Annotated in this window: 20 protein-coding genes; 10 read left to right on the top strand and 10 right to left on the bottom strand. The window is 70.1% G+C overall.

Annotated elements, in window-relative coordinates:
- Positions 1–8 precede the first annotated feature (8 nt).
- The 8 genes from G555_RS0103090 to G555_RS0103055 form a co-directional block, all read right to left on the bottom strand.
- Entirely contained in the window at positions 9–545 is a 537-nt protein-coding gene (locus tag G555_RS0103090; protein WP_028707730.1) for a hypothetical protein, read from the bottom strand.
- A 93-nt stretch (positions 546–638) separates the two neighbouring features.
- Positions 639–1565, bottom strand: coding sequence for a hypothetical protein (locus G555_RS0103085; protein WP_156887410.1), 927 nt, complete (start codon positions 1563–1565; stop codon positions 639–641).
- Positions 1566–1801: 236 nt separating this feature from the next.
- On the bottom strand, positions 1802–2593 hold the full coding sequence (locus tag G555_RS0103080) for a 5'-methylthioadenosine/adenosylhomocysteine nucleosidase (protein WP_211223160.1): 792 nt from the start codon (positions 2591–2593) through the stop codon (positions 1802–1804).
- Between the two features lie 12 nt (positions 2594–2605).
- Positions 2606–3529: a type IV toxin-antitoxin system AbiEi family antitoxin domain-containing protein gene (locus G555_RS21025; RefSeq protein WP_051208339.1), complete on the bottom strand. Its 924-nt coding sequence runs from the start codon at positions 3527–3529 to the stop codon at positions 2606–2608.
- 118 nt (positions 3530–3647) lie between these two features.
- Positions 3648–5093 carry a sensor histidine kinase gene (locus G555_RS17650; protein ID WP_036920982.1) on the bottom strand — a complete coding sequence of 482 codons (1446 nt, stop codon included), beginning with the start codon at positions 5091–5093 and terminating at the stop codon, positions 3648–3650.
- On the bottom strand, positions 5090–5776 hold the full coding sequence (locus tag G555_RS0103065; protein ID WP_028707727.1) for a response regulator transcription factor: 687 nt from the start codon (positions 5774–5776) through the stop codon (positions 5090–5092). Before G555_RS0103065 ends, G555_RS17650 begins: the two co-directional genes overlap by 4 nt.
- 104 nt (positions 5777–5880) lie before the next feature.
- Positions 5881–6417 carry a low molecular weight protein-tyrosine-phosphatase gene (locus G555_RS0103060; protein ID WP_425413818.1) on the bottom strand — a complete coding sequence of 179 codons (537 nt, stop codon included), beginning with the start codon at positions 6415–6417 and terminating at the stop codon, positions 5881–5883.
- The gene (locus G555_RS0103055; protein ID WP_028707725.1) at positions 6414–6797 is read right to left on the bottom strand and encodes a phage holin family protein; all 384 of its coding nucleotides are present in this window, start codon (positions 6795–6797) and stop codon (positions 6414–6416) included. The genes G555_RS0103060 and G555_RS0103055 overlap by 4 nt, the downstream gene beginning before the upstream one ends.
- A 72-nt stretch (positions 6798–6869) precedes the next feature.
- On the opposite strand from G555_RS0103055, the gene argF reads away from it, so the two are divergent.
- Positions 6870–7883 carry an ornithine carbamoyltransferase gene (gene argF / locus G555_RS0103050; protein WP_028707724.1) on the top strand — a complete coding sequence of 338 codons (1014 nt, stop codon included), beginning with the start codon at positions 6870–6872 and terminating at the stop codon, positions 7881–7883.
- A 39-nt stretch (positions 7884–7922) separates the two neighbouring features.
- On the opposite strand, the gene G555_RS17645 is transcribed toward argF, so the two are convergent.
- Positions 7923–8591: a GPP34 family phosphoprotein gene (locus G555_RS17645; protein WP_051208334.1), complete on the bottom strand. Its 669-nt coding sequence runs from the start codon at positions 8589–8591 to the stop codon at positions 7923–7925.
- A gap of 248 nt (positions 8592–8839) precedes the next feature.
- Between G555_RS17645 and G555_RS22770 the strand changes: the two genes are divergently transcribed.
- The 8 genes from G555_RS22770 to alr all read left to right on the top strand — a co-directional run bounded on the left by G555_RS22770 (position 8840) and on the right by alr (position 18231).
- A complete protein-coding gene (locus G555_RS22770; protein ID WP_051208332.1) occupies positions 8840–10213 on the top strand; it encodes a hypothetical protein in 1374 nt (457 codons plus the stop codon).
- Positions 10214–10505: 292 nt separating this feature from the next.
- Entirely contained in the window at positions 10506–10910 is a 405-nt protein-coding gene (locus G555_RS0103035; protein WP_169337850.1) for a DUF485 domain-containing protein, read from the top strand.
- Entirely contained in the window at positions 10907–12478 is a 1572-nt protein-coding gene (locus G555_RS0103030) for a solute symporter family protein (RefSeq protein ID WP_028707722.1), read from the top strand. Before G555_RS0103035 ends, G555_RS0103030 begins: the two co-directional genes overlap by 4 nt.
- A gap of 169 nt (positions 12479–12647) precedes the next feature.
- Positions 12648–13763 (top strand): thiamine pyrophosphate-dependent dehydrogenase E1 component subunit alpha, encoded by a 1116-nt coding sequence (locus G555_RS0103025; protein ID WP_036920979.1) that lies wholly within the window; start codon positions 12648–12650, stop codon positions 13761–13763.
- On the top strand, positions 13760–14734 hold the full coding sequence (locus G555_RS0103020; protein ID WP_028707720.1) for an alpha-ketoacid dehydrogenase subunit beta: 975 nt from the start codon (positions 13760–13762) through the stop codon (positions 14732–14734). Before G555_RS0103025 ends, G555_RS0103020 begins: the two co-directional genes overlap by 4 nt.
- A gap of 26 nt (positions 14735–14760) precedes the next feature.
- Entirely contained in the window at positions 14761–16251 is a 1491-nt protein-coding gene (locus tag G555_RS0103015) for a dihydrolipoamide acetyltransferase family protein (RefSeq protein ID WP_028707719.1), read from the top strand.
- Positions 16252–16308: 57 nt separating this feature from the next.
- Entirely contained in the window at positions 16309–16962 is a 654-nt protein-coding gene (locus G555_RS21015) for a DUF4282 domain-containing protein (RefSeq protein WP_028707718.1), read from the top strand.
- Positions 16963–17079: 117 nt separating this feature from the next.
- A complete protein-coding gene (gene alr / locus G555_RS17630; RefSeq protein ID WP_036921027.1) occupies positions 17080–18231 on the top strand; it encodes an alanine racemase in 1152 nt (383 codons plus the stop codon).
- Between the two features lie 103 nt (positions 18232–18334).
- Here the strand turns inward: alr and G555_RS21695 are convergent, their stop codons facing one another.
- Positions 18335–19147 carry an alkaline phosphatase family protein gene (locus G555_RS21695; protein WP_211223159.1) on the bottom strand — a complete coding sequence of 271 codons (813 nt, stop codon included), beginning with the start codon at positions 19145–19147 and terminating at the stop codon, positions 18335–18337.
- Positions 19148–19480: 333 nt separating this feature from the next.
- On the opposite strand from G555_RS21695, the gene deoC reads away from it, so the two are divergent.
- On the top strand, positions 19481–20180 hold a 700-nt coding region (gene deoC, locus G555_RS0102995), incomplete at its 3' end, for a deoxyribose-phosphate aldolase (protein ID WP_028707716.1).

Raw genomic sequence — 20180 nt, 5'->3', positions numbered from 1 at the left:
CGGAGCGCTCATTCCCATTCGAGCTCGATCCACTCCGATGGCCCGGAGGCGAGTTCGACCCGACCGCTGTCCGTCGTGGCGACGTGGAACTCGTCGTCGAAGAGCGCCCGTACCCACTCGGGAGTGTCGTCGGCGCCCGTCGCGCAGCCTATGGTGGCGACGGTCCGCCTCGTGAGGTCCGGGATCCATTGCCCGTCGCTGATGCGGTACGGGGTGGTTGAGATGTGGCACGGGCCGATCTCGGTGACCAGTTCCAGCCAGTCGCCTGCCGCGCTGAAGGTGCTGGATGACAAGCGGACCACGCCGGGCAGGGGGACGGTCGAGCCGTCGGGGCCCTGCCCGGCGACACTGACGAGCCTGCCGCACGAGACCAGTTCGGAGCCGGGCAGCCAGCACCCGGCTGGGCGGGAGGGGGAGGCGCTCCACCAGGGGCTGTCCTCGCCGGACGCATCGGGGCTGGTGAGAGCGCCCGATGAGCAGCCAGCGAGGACCACGGCTGCGATGAGGGCCAGGATGCGGGTCGAAAGGCCGTGTGGGCTGGACATGTGAGGTGCTCCTTTTGCATGCGGGCAAGCATGTGATGGGCGGCTGCCCGCCAGCCGGGTTCGAAACCGGTTGCACGGGCCGCCGCAGCAGCCTCAGGCGGTGATAAGAGTCGCGCCAAAGGAGCGGGCGATGGTTCTGGTCGAGGAGAACAGCACGGTCGTGCTGCACTTGTTGGTGCCGGCGTCGTGCACCGAGCCGCACTGGGAACCCGTCATCACGGTGCCGGAGAGGCCTTGGATCATGCCGACCACCTTCAGGGAGAAACCGGTTGCACACACACCGCCGCTGGTGTTCTTCATGTAGCCACCCGCCCAAAAGGGCGATGTGTCCTTCGACCGAGTCGCCGCGACATCCGCGTCGCTCTCGATCAGGAAGGCCCTGGCTCCGGACAGCTTGGCCACCTCGGCGGAAAGAGCCTGGCGGGACACCAGAACATCCTGAGCGACTTTGCCCGTCGAGTCGGCGGTGAGAGCCCCGACCCACACTCCGTCGACCTCCAAGCCGTTGTCCTCCAGGCCGATACCGGCGATGGATGTGACGACAGAGCCGGACCTGTTGATCCTGTCGGCGTTGTCCCAGATCTTCTGGGTGGCCTGCCCGATTTGGGACAGCGACATTGACCGGGGCTCAGCTTCGGCCTTGATACCGAGGCTGGCGGCCTTATCCAATATCTTGACTAGGAACGGGTTCTTGTCTCCGTACCACAGAATCCGCGTGGACAGGGTGGCCGCGTCGTTGATCTGCTCCAGATAGCCGCTTTTCGCTGTCTCGGGCTGGTCCAGGATCCAACCCTTCAACTGGCCCAGGGCAGCCTGGTTGTCCAAGAAGGCAGCTCCCGCCTCTCTTGCGAAGATGTCGAGTTGGGAGACTTCCCCTCCCGATGAGGTCTTCTGCAGCTTCGCCTGGCCATCCGAACCGGCGTCGTCCGCCCGGGCGACACCGCCCGGCAGCAGGATCAGACCAATGCTCGCTGCGGCCGCCCATAACAGCAAGGCCCCCCTGCACATGCGGTTCTTCATCGTCGAGTCCCTTCTCGATCATCAGACGCGCTGTCGCGCCTCATGCGCCCCATACACTCGGCGGCGACGGGATTCGTGCGGGCCGTCGTTGCAGGCTCATCCTCCGATCGTGGGCGGCTGGGTGACGTGCGGGCGTTCGTGGCTGTCGTCAGCGGGCTGCGTCGACCGTGGCGCCGCCCGGGGTGACGGTCATATCGCCAGGCGGCGTTGTCGGCGTCGATACCGAATCAGGAACGCTAGCCGAGGATCGTGAGCGCCCGCACGACGAGGTCGCGCGCATACGGGGCGGCCACCGTCGCGAGGAAGCGGGCGAAATCGACATGGGCGTCGTCGTCGGCCCGGTCGGAGATCGTGCGCGCGACGGCGAACGGAACGCGGGCGCCGGTGCACACCTGGGCGACCGCCGCTCCTTCCATCTCGACGGCCAGCGCGTCGGGGAGGTCGCGGCGCAGGGCGTCGGACGCCGCGCTGTCGGCGATGAACTGGTCGCCGCTCACGATGAGCCCGGTGTGCCACCTCGGGGTCGGCAGGCCGAGTGCGGCCAGGGCGTCGCGGTGCCCGGCAACGGCATCGGACGCGGCGGCGCCCAGCGCGCCGGTGAGTTCGGGATCGGGCCGGAGCCGGACCACGCCGTCGACCTGCCAGCGGGGAAACAGCGGCCGGGGATCCACATCGTGCTGGAGGAGCGCGTCGGCGACGACCACGTCCCCGGGACGAACCTCGGGCGCCAGCCCTCCGGCGGTCCCGACCATCACGACGGCATCCGCCCGCTGGCACAGGATCGCCGCCGTGGCCGCAGCGGCGACCTTCCCGACGCCGGAACGGGCGAGGACCACCGGTGTCCCGGCGAGCGTGCCGTGGCGGAGGCTTCTGCCGAGGACGTGCTCCTCGCGGACCGCGCCTTCGGCGGCCGTCGCGTCGGCCAGCGCCCGGAGTTCCTCGGCCATCGCCGCGACGACGGCGACCACACGTTGCTGCATGCCGCCATTGTCGGCCAGCGTGGAGAGTTGATGTTGGTAGTCCAACATCAACTCTCCACGCTAGGCCACGCGGTGGCAGCGCGGGCAGGAGACCGGCAGCCCGGACCAGCCGCGATCAGCCAGCGCCCGCGCGACCGTCCATGCCACGTCGCACGGCGATCCCACGACATGCGCCCAGCCGAATCTGAGGGTGATCAGCCCCGCCAGGCGATGCTCGTTGTCCCGCGTCATGTCCATGAGCGCGGCGCGCCCCGCGTGGTAGCGCCGGCCGTCCAGTTCGACGACGACGCCGTACTCCCGGTACCAGACGTCGGCACGGTAGCGGGCGGTCGGGCCGGCCTGCCGGACGGCACGGGGAAGTCCGTGAGCGCGCTCGACGTCCCGCGCATACCGCAGTTCGAGCGGACTCTCGCACCCCGCCGCCACCTCGGCGACAAGGTCGGCGAGGAGCCTCCGGCGCGGATGCCGGGGAAGGTCGTCCAGAAGGTGCAGCACCTCGCGGCCATGGGTGCGACGGGCGCGTGTCGCCTCCGCCACCAAGGCGACGAGCTCATCGGACTCGACCTCGGCGGCGAGATCGACGAGAGTCTGCGGGATCGACGTGCGCGGAAGGTCCCCCCGCCCGGATCGATCGGAGCGGATGAACCGCCAGCGCTCGTCACGCTCATGACGCGCGCTCCCGACGAAGACCTCGACGGGTAGCACGGGTTCGCGCACCATGCCGTGCAGGAACGCTGCGGCGCGGAGCCCGAGCACGGCCCGTGATCCGCCGATCAACACCCCCGCCCAGGCCACCTGCGCCCATCCGCCGTCTCCGGTGGCGTAGACACCGCGGGCCAGCGGGACGAGGCGGCCTTCGCGGCGCAGCCGCCGGACCACCTCGGGGCTGACCCCGAGCGCGGCGAGCTGGGAACGGGCGATCGCGTGGCCCTGCCGCACGGCCAGGGAGATGGCCTCGGGCGGGGTGGGGAGCCGACTGTGCATGCACCGAGCATGGCGTCTCCCGTGCCGGGGCGCCTCCGGGCCTGTGGACAACTCCCGAACGGGCGTTGCGTGGAGAGTTGATGTTGGACTACCAACATCAACTCTCCACGGTGGGCGCCTACAAGTCGTCGCGACGCAGGACGACGGTCTCCTCGGTGTCCTCGTCGGACGACCAGGGTGCGCTCCGACCGGGCAGGCTCACGACGAACTCGGCGCCGCCTTCGGGGGCGCGGCCGGCCGCGACCGCGCCGCCGTGCGCCTTCACCGTGTGGTCGACGATGGACAGGCCCAGCCCTGTCCCGGGAGTGGTGCGGGCCTTGTCGGAGCGGTAGAACCGGTCGAAGACGTGCGGCAGGTCCTCCTCGGCGATGCCCGGTCCCTGGTCGGCGATCCGGAGCCGGCCGTCGGCCATCTCGACCGTGACCGTGCCCCCGTCGGGGGAGAACTTCACCGCGTTGTCGAGCAGGTTCGTCACCGCCCGCTCCAGGCTGTCGGGCTCGCCGACGAGGTACAGCGGCTCCAGGGAGACGTCGAAGGTGAGACTCGGTCCGCGCCGTTTCGCCCGCTCGACGGCCCGCGCGACCACGTCCTGGAAGTCGATGGGCTCGGGCGCGGCCTCGACGCGGTCCTCGCGGGAGAGCTGGACGAGATCGCCCACGAGCGTCGTGAACTCGCCGAGCTGCGCCGCCACATCGGCGAGGATCTCGCTGCGCGCGCCGGGCGGAAGCATGCCGGACCGGTCGTCGGCCATCAGCAGCTCGATGTTCGTCCGCATCGAGGTCAGGGGGGTCCGCAGTTCGTGCCCGGCGTCGGCGATGAGCCGCTTCTGCCGCTCCCTGGACGACTCGAGGCTCAACAGCATCGTGTTGAACGCCCGCGTCAGGTCGGCGATCTCGTCGTCGCCCCGGACCGTGATGGGTTCGAGGTCGTCGGTCTCGGTGATGACGGCGACGGCCTGGCTGAGGTCGCGCAGCGGACGCACGGCCGAGCGCCCGATCCACCACCCGAATCCGGTCGCGAGGACGATCCCGGTGAAGCCGAATACGAGGATGGCGATCTGGAGCGAGCGGAGGATGTCCTCGGTGGGGGCGAGCGGACGACCGATGACGAGCGCGTAGTACGACCCGTCCACGTCGAGCGGGACGGCGACGAGCCGGTACCGCGCGCCGTCGGTGCCCTTGACGGTGCGCGCCGACGAGCCCACCTGCGTGCGTGCGATCGCCAGCTCGGTGGCCCCGGGGGTGAACGGTGCGGGCGATCCCGGCACGTAGGTCGACTGGTTGTCCGAGCGCAGCAGCACGACGTTGGCGTTCACCGCGCGGAGCGCGTCGTTGTTGATCCCGCCCATCCCCTCGATGTCGCGCTGTACCCAGGTGCGGGTGACGGCGGCGATCTCGACGAGTTCGTCGTCGGTGCGGGCGTACAGCGCGACGGCGCTTGTCACGTACGCCGCCACGGAGGCCATACCGACGGCGAAGGCGACACCGATCGCGACCAGGACCGAGATCCGGTCCTGCAGCAATCGGCGGGGATTCGGCAGCCTCTCCAGGAGTTCCCGGATCACGGTGGGGATTCACGCAGGACGTAGCCGATCCCGCGCACCGTGTGGATCAGCCGAGGCTCGGAATCGACCTCGGTCTTGCGGCGCAGGTACCCGATGTAGACCTCGAGGGAGTTCGCGGTGGTCGGGAAGTCGAATCCCCACACCTCGTTGAGCAGCCAGCCGCGCTCCAGGACGCGGCGCGGATGCTCCATGAAGGTCTGCAGCAGGGCGAACTCGGTGCGGGTGAGCGAGATCCGCCGCCCGGCCCGTGTCACCTCGCGGGTCTGCAGGTCGAGCGTGAGGTTCTCGAACACCAGCAGGTCGGTGGTGAACTCCGCGGCAGGCTTCGAGCGCCGCGTGAGCGCCCGGATGCGGGCGAGGAGCTCGTCGAGCGCGAACGGCTTGGCCATGTAGTCGTCGCCGCCGGCATCCAACCCGTCGACCCGGTCGTTGACCGCGTCGCGCGCCGTCAGGACGAGGATCGGCACGTCGTTGCCGTTCGCCCGCAGCATGCGCGTGGCCTCCAGGCCGTCGAGGCGCGGCATCATCACGTCCATGATGACGGCGTCGGGACGCGCTCCCGCCAGCTTTGCCAGGGCGTCCACGCCGTCGACGGCGGTCGAGACCTCGTAGCCGCTGTACTGCAGCGACCGTGCGAGGGAGTCCCGGACCGCCTGGTCGTCGTCAACCACCAGGATGTGCATGGTGCCAGCCTGCCACGCTTTCCGGACCGGCATGGACGCGTTCGGCCGCGCGTCCGCGGATCGGCGGACCTGTGAGGAGCGTTATGGGGCGGGCAGCCTGATCGTCAGACGGCGTCGGCCGCCCCGGTCGCGAACCGGCGGATGTGCGCGAAGATGCCCGGGATCGCCGCCTCGATCGCGGCGGCGGTGCGCTCGAATCCCTCCTGCCCGCCGTACCACGGATCGGGGACGCCCTGGCCCGGCCGGGCGCCGGGGTCGAACTCGCTGAGCAGCCGGACGTCGGCGCCGGGAGCGGAGCGGCGGAGGGCGCGCACATGGTGCTCCTCCATGCCGACGATCAGGTCGGCGGCGGCGATCTCGGCACCGGTGATCCGGTGGGCGACGTGACCGCCGGTGGCGTACCCGGCGGCGCGGAGCTGCCGGGCCGCCCGCGGATCGACGGGATTGCCGTCCTCCTCGTCGCTGGTTCCCGCGCTGGAGAAGCGGGCAGGGACGTCCAGTTCGCGCTCCGCCCTGCCGCGTGCGATGAACTCGGCCATCGGGGATCGGCAGATGTTGCCGGTGCACACGAAGACGACGCCGAAGGTGTCCGTCTCGCCGGGCTCCGGGCGGTCGTGGGCGCGGGATCGGCGGGACGTCACTGGTGCGTCTCCTCTCGGTTGTTGTCCAGGAAGGCGTTGACGATGAAGCTCACCGTCGACACGATGAGGGCGCCGAGGACGGCCGACCAGAAGTCGTCCACGTGCCACCCGATCTGCAGGTACCCCGCCAGCCAGGACGTCAGCATCAGCAGAGCGGCGTTCACGACGAGCAGGAAGATGCCGAGCGTCACGAGGACGAGCGGGGCGGTGACGAAGGTGAAGAACGGCTTGACCAGGGCATTCACCACGCCGAAGATGACCGCGACCAGGAGGATCGCGAAGACCTTGTCGGCGTTCGTCGTTCCTCCGGCGGAGATTCCCGGGACGAGGAGGGTCGCGACCGCGAGGGCCGCGGCGTTCGCCAGGAAGCGAGTCAGCATGTGTCGATACTGTCACGGCCGGAGGCATGCCCGTTATCGTGGCCACCTACGCGTGAGAGGAACAGCGGGCATATGTCGCAGGAGGCCGTGCGCTCCCTTGCCGGGCGTGACTTCTTGAAGGAGACGGATTTCACCCCCGCGGAGTGGCGGCATCTGGTGGATCTGACGGCACGCCTGAAGGCGGACCGGCGCGCCGGGGTCGAGGCGCGCAGGCTCGTGGGCCGGACGATCGCGGTCGTCTTCGACAGGCCGTCGACCCGGACGCGGACCTCCTTCGAGGTCGCCGCGTTCCACCAGGGCGCGTTCACGACCTACCTCGGCCCCGACGACACGCATCTGGCGCTTCAGGAGTCCGTCGCCGACACGGCGCGGATGCTGGGCGGGATCTACGATGCGATCGCCTTCCGCGGCGGTTCGCACCGCGATGTGGAGATCCTCGCGGAGCATGCGCAGGTGCCCGTGTACAACGGGCTCACCGACGAGTGGCATCCGACGCAGAGCCTGTGCGACATGTTCACGATGCGCGAGTCGTCGGGCCTGGAGGATCGGGACATCGCCTTCGCGTTCCTCGGCGACGCGCGCTTCAACGTCGCCCGCTCGCTGCTGTACGCGGGGGCGCTGCTGGGCATGGACGTCCGCATCGTCGCCCCGTCGGGGTTCCAGCCGCCGGTCGAGCTGGTGGAGCAGGCCCGCGACGCGGCCGCGATCACGGGCGCGCGGATCACGGTGACCGACGATGTGCGTACCGGGGTGGCCGACGTCGATTTCGTGCACACCGACGTGTGGCTGACGATGGGGGAGCCGGCAGAGGTGTGGGCACGGAGGATCGCGGCGCTGCGCCCGTACCAGGTGACGATGGACGTCTTGGAGCAGACCGGCAACTCCGATGTGAGATTCATGCACTGCCTGCCCGCCTACCACGACCGCAGCACGGCGGTCGCCGACGAGGTGTACCGGCTGGCCGGGATGAGCGAGCTGGAGGTGACCGACGAGGTGTTCGGCTCGCCGCAGTCCATCGTGTTCGCGCAGTCCGAGAACCGGATGCACTCGATCAAGGCGGTGCTCGCCGCCACCCTGACGGACTGAGAGGGCCGACGCGGGAGGCTTCCGCCGGACCGCGGCCGGTCAGGACCCGCCGGTCGCCGCGCCCGCCGCGGCGGCCTGTGCCTCCTGGATCGCGTCGTAGGTCGCCCGCGCGACCCAGTGCCGGGTCCGCAACTCCTTGGTCTGGCGGCGGACGCCGGCGCCGTCGTGGGCGATTCCCCGCAGCAGGATGCGGGGGACGATGCCGGCGGCGGCGAGCAGTCCGATGAGGGCCGCCTGCCGGTCGTCGGGGGCGGCGCCGAGCAGCAGCACGTCCTGCAGCCCCCGCCGGACGTCGGCCTCGTGACCGTCCGCCACGGCCGGCCACCGGGACCACCGGAACCCGAGGAAGCTCCGCTCGTCGCGCTGGACGAGCTCGGCCCGCGACAGCCGTTCGAACAGGCGGGTGCGGAGCCGGGGGAGCCGCGACAGCGCGGAGACGAGGGCGCCCGGTCGCCAACTGCTCTTCCGGGCGGCGCGGCTGAGAGCCTCGGCGAGGAGCGGGTCTGCGGGGGGTTCGAGGCCAGGGTCCGGGACGATCCTGTTGCGGCGCGTCGTCTCGCCGCGCTCGGTCAGCCGCAGGTGGCCGCTCAGCGCCAGATCGGCCAGCAGGGCTCCGGCGAGCAGGAATCCGGAGTTGGACGTCATGACCTCGGGCTTGCCGGAGTCGTCGTCGGTGAGCAGCAGGAGAAGGTCCTCGGCGACGAGCATGGCACCTCCCGCGCAGATCGTGGTCGTGTCCAGTCTGACAGGGGTCGATGCCCGGCGGAGCGGGTGCAGGGATATCGACGGCGTGCGCTCGGGCGCCGGGCGCGTTACCGTGGTCGGGCCATGCAGGGGAACCCGGTGCGACTCCGGGGCTGACGCGCAACCGTACAGCCGGAATGCCTGCGGGTGACGACCGTCAGCGCGCCCAGGTCCTCCTCCGGTGCGCCGACCCATCGGAAGGACGGGCGGAGATGTCCCTGATCACCCACCTGCGGACGTGGCGGAGGTCGCGTCGCGGCGTCCTGCGGGCTGTCGCCGCGCTGACCGTGGCCGGCCTGCTGGCCGGGGGAGCCGTGCCCGCCGCGAGCGCCGCGCCTGTCGCCGCGCCGGAGACGTGCGCCGGCGTGTGGGTCGTCGTGGACGCGTCCGCGCTCGGGCAGGGGGTGACGCGCGGGTGCGCCGCGTCGCACGACACGGGTCTGGACGCGCTGCAGAGCGCCGGCTACGCCGTCACGCAGCGCTCGGGGCTCCTCACGTCGATCGACGGCCTGCCGAGCGACGAGCGTGTCGCGGCCGATCACTACTGGTCGTACTGGCATGCCGTCGAGAACGGGGACGGCACGTGGTCGTCCTGGTCGTACTCGCAGTCCGGTGCGGCGACCTACCGGCCGGTGAGGGGATCCGCCGAGGGGTGGCGGTTCGTGACCGTGAACACCATGAGTCCGCCGGCTCCCTCGCAGACGCCGCCGCGGCAGTCCGTGAGTGTCGCCGCGACGTCCGTCCCGGGTTCGCTGCTGGTCGGGCAGTCGGCGTCGGTGACGGCGACGGTGAGCGAGGTCAACCCCGGCGGCAGGCCGGTCGCGCTGGAGGTCAGGACCGGGTCGGGCTGGTCGACGAGCCGGACGGGCACGACGGCGTCCGACGGGCGGGTCGCGCTGCCCCTGACCTATGGCGCCACGACCGCCGGCACGTACACCTACCGGCTGCGGGTGGGATCGGGCACGGCGGTGACCTACTCGGGCACTTTCGCGGTCACGCGGCGGGGGACCACTCCGGTCGTGACCTCCCGGCCCGCGTCGGCGCTGGTGGGTCAGTCGGTGTCGGTGAGGGGGTCGGTGCCGAACACGGGGTCGGGCCGGACGGTGTGGGTGCAGTTCCTGGTGGGCGGGTCGTGGTCGAGGAGTCGGTCGGGGGTGACGAACTCGTCGGGTCAGGTGACGATTCCGTTGACGTACGGGTCGGGGACGGCGGGGACGTACCGGTGGCGGCTGTCGTACACGAATCCGCATGGCTTCACGTCGACCTCGCCGACCTATACGGTCACGCGGCGGGGGACCACTCCGGCCGTCGTCTCGCGTCCCGCCACGGCCAAGGTGGGTCGGTCGGTGTCGGTGAGGGGGTCGGTGCCGAACACGGGGTCGGGCCGGACGGTGTGGGTGCAGTTCCTGGTGGGCGGGTCGTGGTCGAGGAGTCGGTCGGGGGTGACGAACTCGTCGGGTCAGGTGACGATTCCGTTGACGTACGGGTCGGGGACGGCGGGGACGTACCGGTGGCGGCTGTCGTACACGAATCCGTATGGCTTCACGTCCACGTCGCCGAGCTACACGATCCGCCGTACGAGGTGACGCGCCGCCGTACGAGGTGACGCGGCTCCCGGCGTCGGCGGTCGCTTCTCCGGTGATTCGATGCCGTGGCGGCGGCCGTTGGTCACTTCTGCCCGGTGCGGGTGTGACTTTTTCCCGACAAGTGTTGACATCCCGTTCCTGCTCCCGTATTTTCTCCGCATTCCGTTCGACGGAATCGCTTTCCGTGCAGGGATTGTCCGCTGATTGACTCCACCGGGCGAGGGTGCCCGGTCCCATCCGACCGCTTCCGATCAGAAGGGCCGATATGACGTCGCACGATACCCCCCAGGGTATGCCGGACGAGAGTTCGCCGGAGTACCGCCTTCCCGAGGACCACTGGCCTCTGCCCGAGTTGAGCACGGTCGAACCGCACCCGCACCCCCCGATGTCGGCCTACGTCCGGATGCAGCGCTCGGACGACTTCCAGGGCCTCCGGCGGAGCTTCCGGACCTTCGCCTTCCCTGTGGTGGTGGCGGTGCTGGCGTGGTACTTCCTCTACGTCCTGCTGTCCACCTTCGCCGAGGAGTTCATGGGCGCTCCGCTGGTCGGCACTCTCACCAACGGGATGATCATCGGCCTCATCCAGTTCCCGACCACCTGGTTCGCGACGTGGCTCTACATGCGCCGGACGGCGACGGTGCTCGACCCGCAGGCGGCCGAATTGCGGCAGCGGGTCGAAGCGGAGGTGGGGGCATGAACACCGGGAATCCCATCATCAACATTGCGATCTTTGCGGCATTCGTCGTTGTCACACTGCTTGTCGTGATCAAAGTGACCCGTGATTCAGAGAAGCGGGCCGGCTCCTTCTACACGGGCGGCGCGGCCTTTTCCGGTCGCCAGAACGGACTTGCTATAACCGGTGATTACCTGTCCGCCGCAGCGTTCCTCGGCGTCACCGGCGCCATCGCCGTCTACGGCTACGACGGGCTGCTGTACTCCGTGGGCTTCTTCGTCGCACTGCTGCTCGCGCTGTACCTCGTGGCCGAGCCGCTGCGGAACACCGGTCAGTACACGATGGCCGACGTCTTGAGCTTCCGCATGAACCAACGGCCGGTGAGGACGGCGGCGGCGCTGTCGACGCTCACCATCTCGTTCGTGTACCTCCTCGCGCAGATGGCCGGCGCGGGCGGGCTGGTGGCCTTGCTGCTCGGCGTCACCGATCCCCTGGCCCAGTCGGGGGTGATCGTCGTCGTCGGCGTCGTCATGATCGTGTACGTCCTGATCGGAGGCATGAAGGGGACGACCTGGGTGCAGATGATCAAGGCGACGCTCCTCATCGCCGGCGCGGCGCTGATGACGTTCTGGGTGATGTCGAAGAACGGGTTCAACCTGTCCACGCTCCTCGGCAACGCCGCCGCGGTCCATCCGAAGGGGGATGCGATCCTGCAGCCGATGCTCCAGTACGGCGCCGGAGGGGTCGTCACCAAGCTCAGCTTCCTGTCCCTGGCGATCGCCCTGGTCGCCGGCCCGTCCGGCCTGCCGCATGTGCTGATGCGGTTCTACACGGTGCCGTCGGCCAAGGAGGCGCGTCGCTCGGCCACCTGGGCGATCGTGCTGGTCGGGATCTTCTTCCTGTTCACGCTGATGCTCGGATACGGCGCCGCGCAACTCGTGGGGGTCGAGCGCATCCTGGCTGCTCCGGGCAAGGCCAACTCCGCCGCACCGCTGCTCGCCCTCGTCCTTGGCGGCGAGGTCCTGATGGGGATCATCTCCGGCGTCGCGTTCGCGACGATCCTGGCCGTCGTGGCCGGACTCACGATCACGGCGTCGGCCTCGTTCGCCCACGACTTCTACAACTCGGTGCTGAAGAAGGGCAAGGCCGATCCGGCGCAGGAGGTGAAGGTCGCGCGCACCACCGCCGTGGTCATCGGGGTGCTCGCCATCGTGGGCGGCATCGCGGCGAACGGACAGAACATCGCGTTCCTCGTGTCGCTGGCGTTCGCGGTCGCGGCGTCCGCCAATCTGCCGGCGATCCTGATGACGCTGTACTGGAAGCGGTTCACCACGCGCGGCTCGGTGTGGTCGATCTACACCGGGCTCGTGTCGGCGATCGTCCTCATCGTGCTCTCGCCGGCGATCTCGGCGACCAATCCGATCGCGATCTTCCCCCTGACCAGCCCGACCATCGTGTCCTTGCCGCTGGCCTTCCTCGCGGGATGGATCGGCACGGTCACGTCCTCCGTGCCGGCGGACGCCGAGCTTCAGGCCGAGATGGAGGTGCGGTCGATGACGGGTGCCGGGTCCGCTGGAGCTGTCGCGCACTGAGAGCCCACCGCCGGGCCGCCCTGGGAGATCCGGGGCCGCCCGGCGTGTGGCACAGGGCTGGACCTTGGGAGGTACCTACGGTTACGGTACCGTAGGTTTGTCGCGGCCGGGGCGGTTCTCCCGATCGCGATCACCGTCCATCCGTCGTCCGGACCGACAGGAGCGCCGCGTGACACCCGATACGACCGAGGACGAGATCGTCCAGCTCCTCACTCCCGCAGGGGAACGCACCGCCAACGCGGACTTCGCCTTCACGGGCACCGACGAGGACGTCGCCGGGTACCTCCGCGACATGGTCCTCGCCCGCCGCCTCGACACGGAGGGCACCGCACTCCAGCGCAAGGGAGAGCTCGGGCTGTGGTGCCCGCTGCTCGGCCAGGAGGGCGCGCAGGTCGGCTCGGCCGCCGCGGTGGGGCCGCTCGACTTCGTCTTCCCCAGTTACCGCGAGCACGCGGTGGCGCTGAAGATGGGCGTCGACCCGCTCGCACTGCTGGCGCCGTTCCGCGGAACGTCCATGATCGACTGGGACCCGCGGCGGCTGCGCTTCCACCTGTACTCCTTCGTGATCGGCACCCAGACGCTGCATGCCGTCGGGTACGCCATGGGCATGCAACGTGACGGTGTCGTGGGCAATCCCGACCCCGCCGACAACGGCGCGACGCTCGTCTACTTCGGCGACGGCGCGACGTCCCAGGGAGACGTCAACGAGGCCTTCGTCTTCGCGGCCTCCTACCAGGCCCCGGTGGTCTTCTTCTGCCAGAACAACCAGTGGGCGATCTCCGAGCCGATCGCGCGCCAGTCCCGCATCCCGCTGTACCGCCGGGCCGACGGCTACGGATTCCCGGGGGTTCGCGTCGACGGCAACGACCCGCTGGCCGTGCACGCGGTGACATCGTGGGCGCTGGAACGCGCCCGCTCCGGCAAGGGGCCGACGTTCATCGAGGCGTTCACCTACCGCATGGGCGCGCACACGACGTCCGACGATCCGACCAAGTACCGGCTCGAGGCCGAGCTCGCCGAATGGCGGGCCAAGGATCCGATCGAACGCACGAAGGCGTACCTGCTGGACCGCGGCGCGATCGACCAGCCGTTCCTGGACGACCTGCAGGCGGAGTCGGACGCGCTCGCCGAGCGGATGCGGACCGGCTGCCTGACGCTGCCTCCGCCCGAGTTGCCGGACATGTGGTCGCGAGCCTTCGCCGCCACCCCCCAGTACCTCGCGACGCAGCGGGCGGCCTACGTCGCCTACGCGGACAGCTTCCTCGACGCGGAGGTGGCCGGATGACCGCGTTCACGATGGCGAAGGCCCTCAACGCGGGGTTGCGGCGGTCCCTGGAGGCCGACCCGAAGGTGCTGCTCGCAGGCGAGGACATCGGCAGGCTCGGCGGCGTCTTCCGCATCACCGAGGGGTTGCAGGAGGAGTTCGGCACCGATCGCGTCGTCGACTCGCCGCTGGCCGAGTCGGGCATCGTCGGGACGGCGATCGGCCTGGCCCTGCGCGGGTACCGGCCGGTCGTCGAGATCCAGTTCGAGGGGTTCGTGTTCCCGGCGTTCGATCAGATCGTGAGCCAGTTGTCCCGGATGTTCTTCCGGTCGCACGGGAGGCTCCCGATGCCGGTCGTCGTGCGGATGCCGGCCGGCGGCGGGGTGGGCGCGATCGAGCACCACTCGGAGTCGCCCGAGGCGTACTTCGCCCACACCCCCGGGCTGAAGGTCGTGACACCGTCCAATCCGCTGGACGCGTACTGGATGATCCAGCAGTCCATCGCGAGCGACGATCCGGTGATCTTCTTCGAGCCGAAGCGGCGCTACCACGAGAAGGGCGAGGTCGACCTGGTCGCCCCGCCGCTCCCGCTGCACCGGGCGCGCGTGGTGAAGCCCGGCCGGGACGCCACGCTCCTCACCTACGGCGGACAGGTGCGAACCTGCCTGGAGGCCGCCGTCGCGGCCGCCGAGGAGGGCAAGGACCTGGAGGTGGTCGACCTGCGCTCGCTGTCCCCGCTGGACGACGCCACGGTCCTCGAGTCGGTGGCCCGCACGGGCCGGGCCGTGGTCGTCCACGAGGCGAGCCGCAATGCCGGGCTGGGCGCCGAGATCGCCGCCCGGGTCCAGGAGGGGTGCTTCTTCTCGCTCCACGCCCCCGTGCTGCGGGTGACGGGCTACGACTTCCCGTACCCGCCGAGCAAGCTGGAGTCGGAGTTCCTGCCCGACCTCGACCGGATCCTTGACGCGGTCGACCGCACCCTGGCCTACTGAGCACGCGCGACAACGAGGAGACCACCATGCTGCAGTTCCGACTCCCCGATCCCGGCGAGGGACTGGTGGAGGCCGAGATCACGTCGTGGCGCGTTGCCGTCGGCGACGAGGTGCAGGTCAACGACATCCTGCTGGAGATCGAGACCGCGAAGTCCCTGGTCGAGCTGCCCTCGCCCCACGCCGGCCGGGTCGCCCGCCTCCTGGTCGCCGAGGGCGACACCGTCGCGATCGGGACGCCGGTCATCGAGATCGACGACGGCCGGGGCAACGGACCCTCTCCCGACGCCGGATCGTCGGTCACGACGGTGACCGACCTCGCAGAGTCCGCGCCGTCGGCGCCCAGCGCGCCGACTCCGGCCGCCCCCGACGCCGCCCCGCGCGAGGTCGAGGGTGGACGTTCCACCGCCGCGGAGGCGGGCGCCGCGCTGCTCGTCGGCTACGGGGCCAGGCCGGGCGCGGTCAGCAGACGGCCGCGCAAGGGCGTCGTCGCGGTCCCGCCGGAGGAGACGAAGGAACAGGTCCAGGAGTCGTACGCGACGGACAGGCCCGTCTCGCGGCGTGTGGACGAGGTCACCGAGACCCATGCGGTGACGGCCGAGGCGGCAGGCGATCCGCTGCCCGCGCCCGGTGCCGAACCGCCCGCGCCGTCGCTGCCGCGCAGCCCGCTCGCCGCCCCGCAGGTGCGCCGCCTCGCACGCGATCTGGGTGTCGACCTTCACGGCGTGCCCGGGTCGGGGCCGGGGGGAGTGATCACACGCGAGGACGTCGTCGCGGCGGCCGACGCCGTGTCGTCGGTGCGGGTGACGCGGCCCGAGCACGAGCGGCGGCCGCTGCGCGGCGTGCGCAAGGCGATGGTCACGTCCATGACCGAGTCGCTGCGCGTGCCGCAGGCGACGGCGTGGGTGACCATCGACGTGACCGAGACGATGACGCTCGTCGAGTCGCTGAAGGGGCGCCGCGAGTTCGCCAGCCTGCGCGTCTCGCCTCTGCTGGTGTTCGCGAAGGCCGCGTGCCTGGCGATCGCCCGCAACCCCGAGATCAACTCCAGCTACGACGAGGCGACCGGTGAGATCGTCCTGCACCGCGACGTGAACCTCGGCATCGCCGCGGCCACGCCGCGAGGTCTCATCGTGCCGAACATCAAGCAGGCCAACGAGCTGAACCTCGTGGAGCTCGCCCAGGCCATGAACCGGATGATCGCCGTGGCGCGGGAGGGTCGCGTGCAGCCGTCCGACATGGTCGGCGGAACCTTCACGATCACGAACGTGGGCATCTTCGGGGTGGACGCCGGGACGCCGATCCTCAACCCGGGCGAGGCCGCGATCCTCTGCCTCGGGACGGTCAAGCGGCGTCCGTGGCTGGTCGGCACCGGCGCCGAGGAGCGGATCGAGCCCCGTTACGTGTGCACGGTGGTCATCACGTTCGACCATCGTCTCGTCGACGGGGAGATGGGGTCGAAGTTCCTCGGCGACGTCGCCACGATCCTGGAGGATCCGGGCCTCTCGCTGCTGTTCTGAGGGGACCGGGGGATCCCACGGGCTGCGACCTGGCCCCCGGCGGGGGAGGATAGGTCCATGACGCAGCAGGATCCCTACGCGAACCTCGGACCGAACTACGACCCGCAGCAGCCTCAGGGGCAGGGCGGCTACCCCTCCTCCGCCGGATCGGCGGGTTACCCGGCCGCCGGCTATCCGTCGGCGCCCAATCCGTACGAGGGTGCGCGTCAGGCGCCCGACGTGTCGCAGGCCTACGGGTACGGTGTCCAGCCGCAGGAGGGCGGGTCCCCGGCGTATCCGCCGAGCCCGTCCTATCCGCAGAGCGCGGCCTCCGCCGCCCCCGGACCGACCGGGTACCCGGCGACGGTCCCCGGCTACGCGGCCGCACCGGTGAAGCCGAGCCCGTTCGGCCTGCTGTTCGACTTCGGGTTCAGCAAGGTCGCGACACCGCAGCTCGGCAAACTGCTCCATGTGGGGACGTTTGCCGCGGGCCTGCTGTGGTACGTCGGCACGGTCGCCGGGCTGTTCTACTCCTCGATGAGCGCCCTCCCCTACGGGGGGAGCACCGTCAACAGCTTCTACATGGTGGTCGCGGTGCTGTTCCTGTTGACGGGCTGGGTCTTCCCGCTCGTGGTGACCGGTCTCGTCCGCGTGTTCGTGGAGTTCGCGACGGCGACGGTCGCGGCTGCGCATGCCGTGCCGGGGGAGCCGGGGCAGACGGACGCCGCCTGACGGGCCCGTCGCGGAGAACCCGTCTCGCCGAGCGCTCCCCTTCCCGCGGGAATCGGCGGAATTCCGGAGGATGCAGAGCGCTCGGTGAGTTCGGCGGGACGGCGCTACGGTGAGTCCGTGAGCCAGCCGACGTACGCCCGGGTCGATCTCGGCGCGATCGAGGAGAATCTGCGCGGAATCCGCGCTCGTGTGGGGGACAGGCTGATCCTGTCCGCCGTCAAGGCCGACGCCTACGGCCATGGTGCCGTGCCGGTCGCCCGCCACCTGGCCGCGGCCGGGGTGACCGACCGGTTCGGTGTCGCCACCGTGGCCGAGGGACTCGAACTCCGCAGGGCAGGCGTCGAGCTGCCGATTCTCAAGCTGAGCCCGTGCTTCTCCGACGAGGTCGACGCGGCGGTCGCGCACGGCATCACGCTGACGGTCGTCGATGCGACGACCATCGACATGGTCGCCGCGGCGGCGGGTCGAGCCGGCGTCACCGTTCCCGTGCACCTGAAGATCGACACCGGCATGGGACGCCTCGGGGAGCGGCCGGAGCGGGCCGCCGACCTGGCAGCGCTGATCGACGACGCACCGAACCTCGACCTGGAGGGTCTGTTCTCCCATCTCGCGGTCGCCGACGTCCCGGCTCAGGACGAGTACACGGCGGCGCAGACGCGGCGCTTCGCCGCGGCGGTCGAAGCCGTCACGGCGGCCCGTGGCCGTCCGCGCATCGTGCACCTCGCGAACTCGGCGGGTGTCCTGGCGCACCCCGACACCTGGTTCGACATGGTGCGGCCCGGCATCATGATCTACGGTTCGTACCCCGACGCGGCGACCCCCCGGACGGTCGATCTGCGGCCGGCGCTCGCGTGGAGCACGCGGGTGTCGTTCGTGAAGGACGTCGTCGCGGGAGAGACGGTCAGCTATGGCCGCACCTGGACGGCGCCGCGCGCCACGCGGATCGCGACGATCCCCGTCGGCTACGGGGACGGGTACAACCGGCGACTGTCCAATACGGGGCGGGTTCTCATCGAGGGCCGGTCCTACCCGATCGCGGGACGCGTCTGCATGGACCAGTTCATGGTCGACCTCGGGCCTGGCTCGGCGGTCTCCCGGGGCGCCGAGGTCGTCCTCGTGGGGCGCTCGGGCGACGAACGGATCACGACGACCGAACTGGCCGATCTGCTCGGCACGATCTCCTACGAGGTCACGTGCGCCATCACGCGCCGGGTCCCCCGGGAATACGTTCCCGCCAGCGGCGGAGCGGACGCGCAGCCGGCTCTCTGATCGGGAGGGCGGTGCGGACGTCCCGTCTCCCGTGCTCCGGTCCGGAGCCGGTCCGGTCCGGCCCTGTGGTTCGTCCTGGTCCGGGCCCTGTGCTCCCGGGGCCTCAGGCGCGTTCGGCGAGAAGCAGCCCCGCGAGTTCGTGCGGTTCGATCCGGGCGGGCCAGTCGGGATTGGGACGTCCGTAACCGCGGGCGAGGACGAAGGACGCCGTCTCGCGGTCGGACCCGCCGCCGTGGCCGCCCTCGGGACGGTGTCCGTGGTCGGTGACCGCCGCCACCAGCCAGGGCTCGCCCCGCGCAGCGCGCTCCTCCACCCGGGCGAGGATGCGAGCCACATGGGTGTCGATGCGCGTGATGGCCCGCCGGTACTCCGGCCCCTCCGTCCCGAACAGGTGTGCCGCCTCGTCGGTGCCGCAGAAGTACACGAAGCCGACGTCCACGGCGACGTCCTGCCGCAGGGCGAAGTCCGCGTAGTCGGTGATCTCGGCGTCGGTCACGGTGTACCCGCGCTGCTCGCCCTCGCGCGAGATGACGTAGTGCAGCCCCGCGAGCTGCTGCTCCCGCCGCTCGTGGATGACGGGCCCGGTGCTCGCGGGATCGACGAGCGGCGACCAGCCGGCGGCCGCGAAGGTGACGGTGGTCTGATCGGCATAGAAGGCCCGGCTCAGCAGGTCGGGAAACATGACCAGCCGGTTACCGAAGAGTTGGTTGTTGGTGACCCCATGCTGCTCGGCGGGCACTCCGGTGAGGATCGTCGCCCACCCGGGGCCTGACAGTGTCGGAACTGGCATCCGCATGTCCACGCGCGTTCCCTCTTGTGCCAGCGACATGAGCGCCGGTCCGCAGAGAGGCTCGGCCTCCAGGATCGGAAGGTAGAACCCGTCGACACCGAGCAGGAGAATATGAGACCTCGTCACCTGCAAAGTGTTACCGCACCGATGGGTCCAGAGACAATCGCGGCGCGCAGAACCACCATTCGGTCGCGAAGGCGACGCATGGATCGGCGTCGCTACGTCCCGGGTCGGGACGCTACGCCAAGGCCGGGACGCTACCGGTCCCCCGGTAGCTTCCCGGCCGGAGCGTAGCTACGCCGCCGCTCACCGCCTCGTCCGGTCCGGGTTGCCCTTGCGGCCGTCCGCAGGAGATGACATTATTGAACAGGTTCTAACAGGTTCGCACAACATCGATCAGAGCCGAACGAGTGCCGCCAACGACGGCGGCTTTGCTGTGCGACGGACAAGGAGTCTTTCATGCCTGATTTCGCGAGGTTGACGAAGCGTGAGTTGGGGAAGTGTTTTGATTACGCGATTTTGCGGAAGGACATCACGGAGGCGGAGATCCGGGCGGAGTGCAAGACGGCGGTGGCGTATAACTGCATGGCGTTTTGTTTCGGGTCGTCGTATTGGACGCCGGTGGTGGCTGAGGAGTTGGCGGGGACGGGTGTGTTGGTGGGGGCTGGTGTGGGGTTCCCGTTCGGGAATCAGTCGAGTGCGGTGAAGTGTCGGGAGGTGGAGGAGGCCGTCGGGTGGGGGGCGACGGTGTTGGACAACACGATGAATCTGCATGATCTGAAGGATCGGAAGTACGACAAGATCCTGGCGGAGTTCCGGGAGTATGTGGATGCGGCGCAGGGTGTGATGACGAAGATGATCATCGATACGGCGTTCTTGTCGGTGGAGGAGGTTGCGACGGCGTGTCGGTTGATCGCGGAGGCGGGGATCGATTGGGCGAAGTCGGCGACGGGTCAGTTCGAGGCGCCGACGTTGGAGCAGGTGTTGGTGATGGTGGACACGTTGGCGGGGTCGGGTACGCGGGTGAAGGTGTCGGGGATCAAGGCGCCGCATGCGCAGAATGCGTATGTGTTCTTGATGGCGGGGGCTGAGTTGATCGGGACGCGTGCGGCGCCGGCGGTGATCGATCAGCTCGATACGTTCCGCCGGATCGGCGTCG

This window comes from Propionicicella superfundia DSM 22317 (assembly GCF_000423465.1).
Taxonomy (GTDB): Bacteria; Actinomycetota; Actinomycetes; order Propionibacteriales; family Propionibacteriaceae; genus Propionicicella; species Propionicicella superfundia.
This window is presented reverse-complemented; position numbering and strand designations above follow the sequence as displayed.

Excerpts from the sequence above, each read along its gene's own strand:
- G555_RS0103090 (WP_028707730.1), bottom strand. The coding sequence starts at position 545 with ATGTCCAGCCCACACGGCCTTTCGACCCGCATCCTGGCCCTCATCGCA.
- G555_RS0103085 (WP_156887410.1), bottom strand. The coding sequence starts at position 1,565 with ATGAAGAACCGCATGTGCAGGGGGGCCTTGCTGTTATGGGCGGCCGCA.
- G555_RS0103080 (WP_211223160.1), bottom strand. The coding sequence starts at position 2,593 with ATGTTGGACTACCAACATCAACTCTCCACGCTGGCCGACAATGGCGGC.
- G555_RS21025 (WP_051208339.1), bottom strand. The coding sequence starts at position 3,529 with ATGCACAGTCGGCTCCCCACCCCGCCCGAGGCCATCTCCCTGGCCGTG.
- G555_RS0103065 (WP_028707727.1), bottom strand. The coding sequence starts at position 5,776 with ATGCACATCCTGGTGGTTGACGACGACCAGGCGGTCCGGGACTCCCTC.
- G555_RS0103055 (WP_028707725.1), bottom strand. The coding sequence starts at position 6,797 with ATGCTGACTCGCTTCCTGGCGAACGCCGCGGCCCTCGCGGTCGCGACC.
- argF (WP_028707724.1), top strand. The coding sequence starts at position 6,870 with ATGTCGCAGGAGGCCGTGCGCTCCCTTGCCGGGCGTGACTTCTTGAAG.
- G555_RS17645 (WP_051208334.1), bottom strand. The coding sequence starts at position 8,591 with ATGCTCGTCGCCGAGGACCTTCTCCTGCTGCTCACCGACGACGACTCC.
- G555_RS22770 (WP_051208332.1), top strand. The coding sequence starts at position 8,840 with ATGTCCCTGATCACCCACCTGCGGACGTGGCGGAGGTCGCGTCGCGGC.
- G555_RS0103035 (WP_169337850.1), top strand. The coding sequence starts at position 10,506 with ATGCCGGACGAGAGTTCGCCGGAGTACCGCCTTCCCGAGGACCACTGG.
- G555_RS0103030 (WP_028707722.1), top strand. The coding sequence starts at position 10,907 with ATGAACACCGGGAATCCCATCATCAACATTGCGATCTTTGCGGCATTC.
- G555_RS0103020 (WP_028707720.1), top strand. The coding sequence starts at position 13,760 with ATGACCGCGTTCACGATGGCGAAGGCCCTCAACGCGGGGTTGCGGCGG.
- G555_RS0103015 (WP_028707719.1), top strand. The coding sequence starts at position 14,761 with ATGCTGCAGTTCCGACTCCCCGATCCCGGCGAGGGACTGGTGGAGGCC.
- G555_RS21015 (WP_028707718.1), top strand. The coding sequence starts at position 16,309 with ATGACGCAGCAGGATCCCTACGCGAACCTCGGACCGAACTACGACCCG.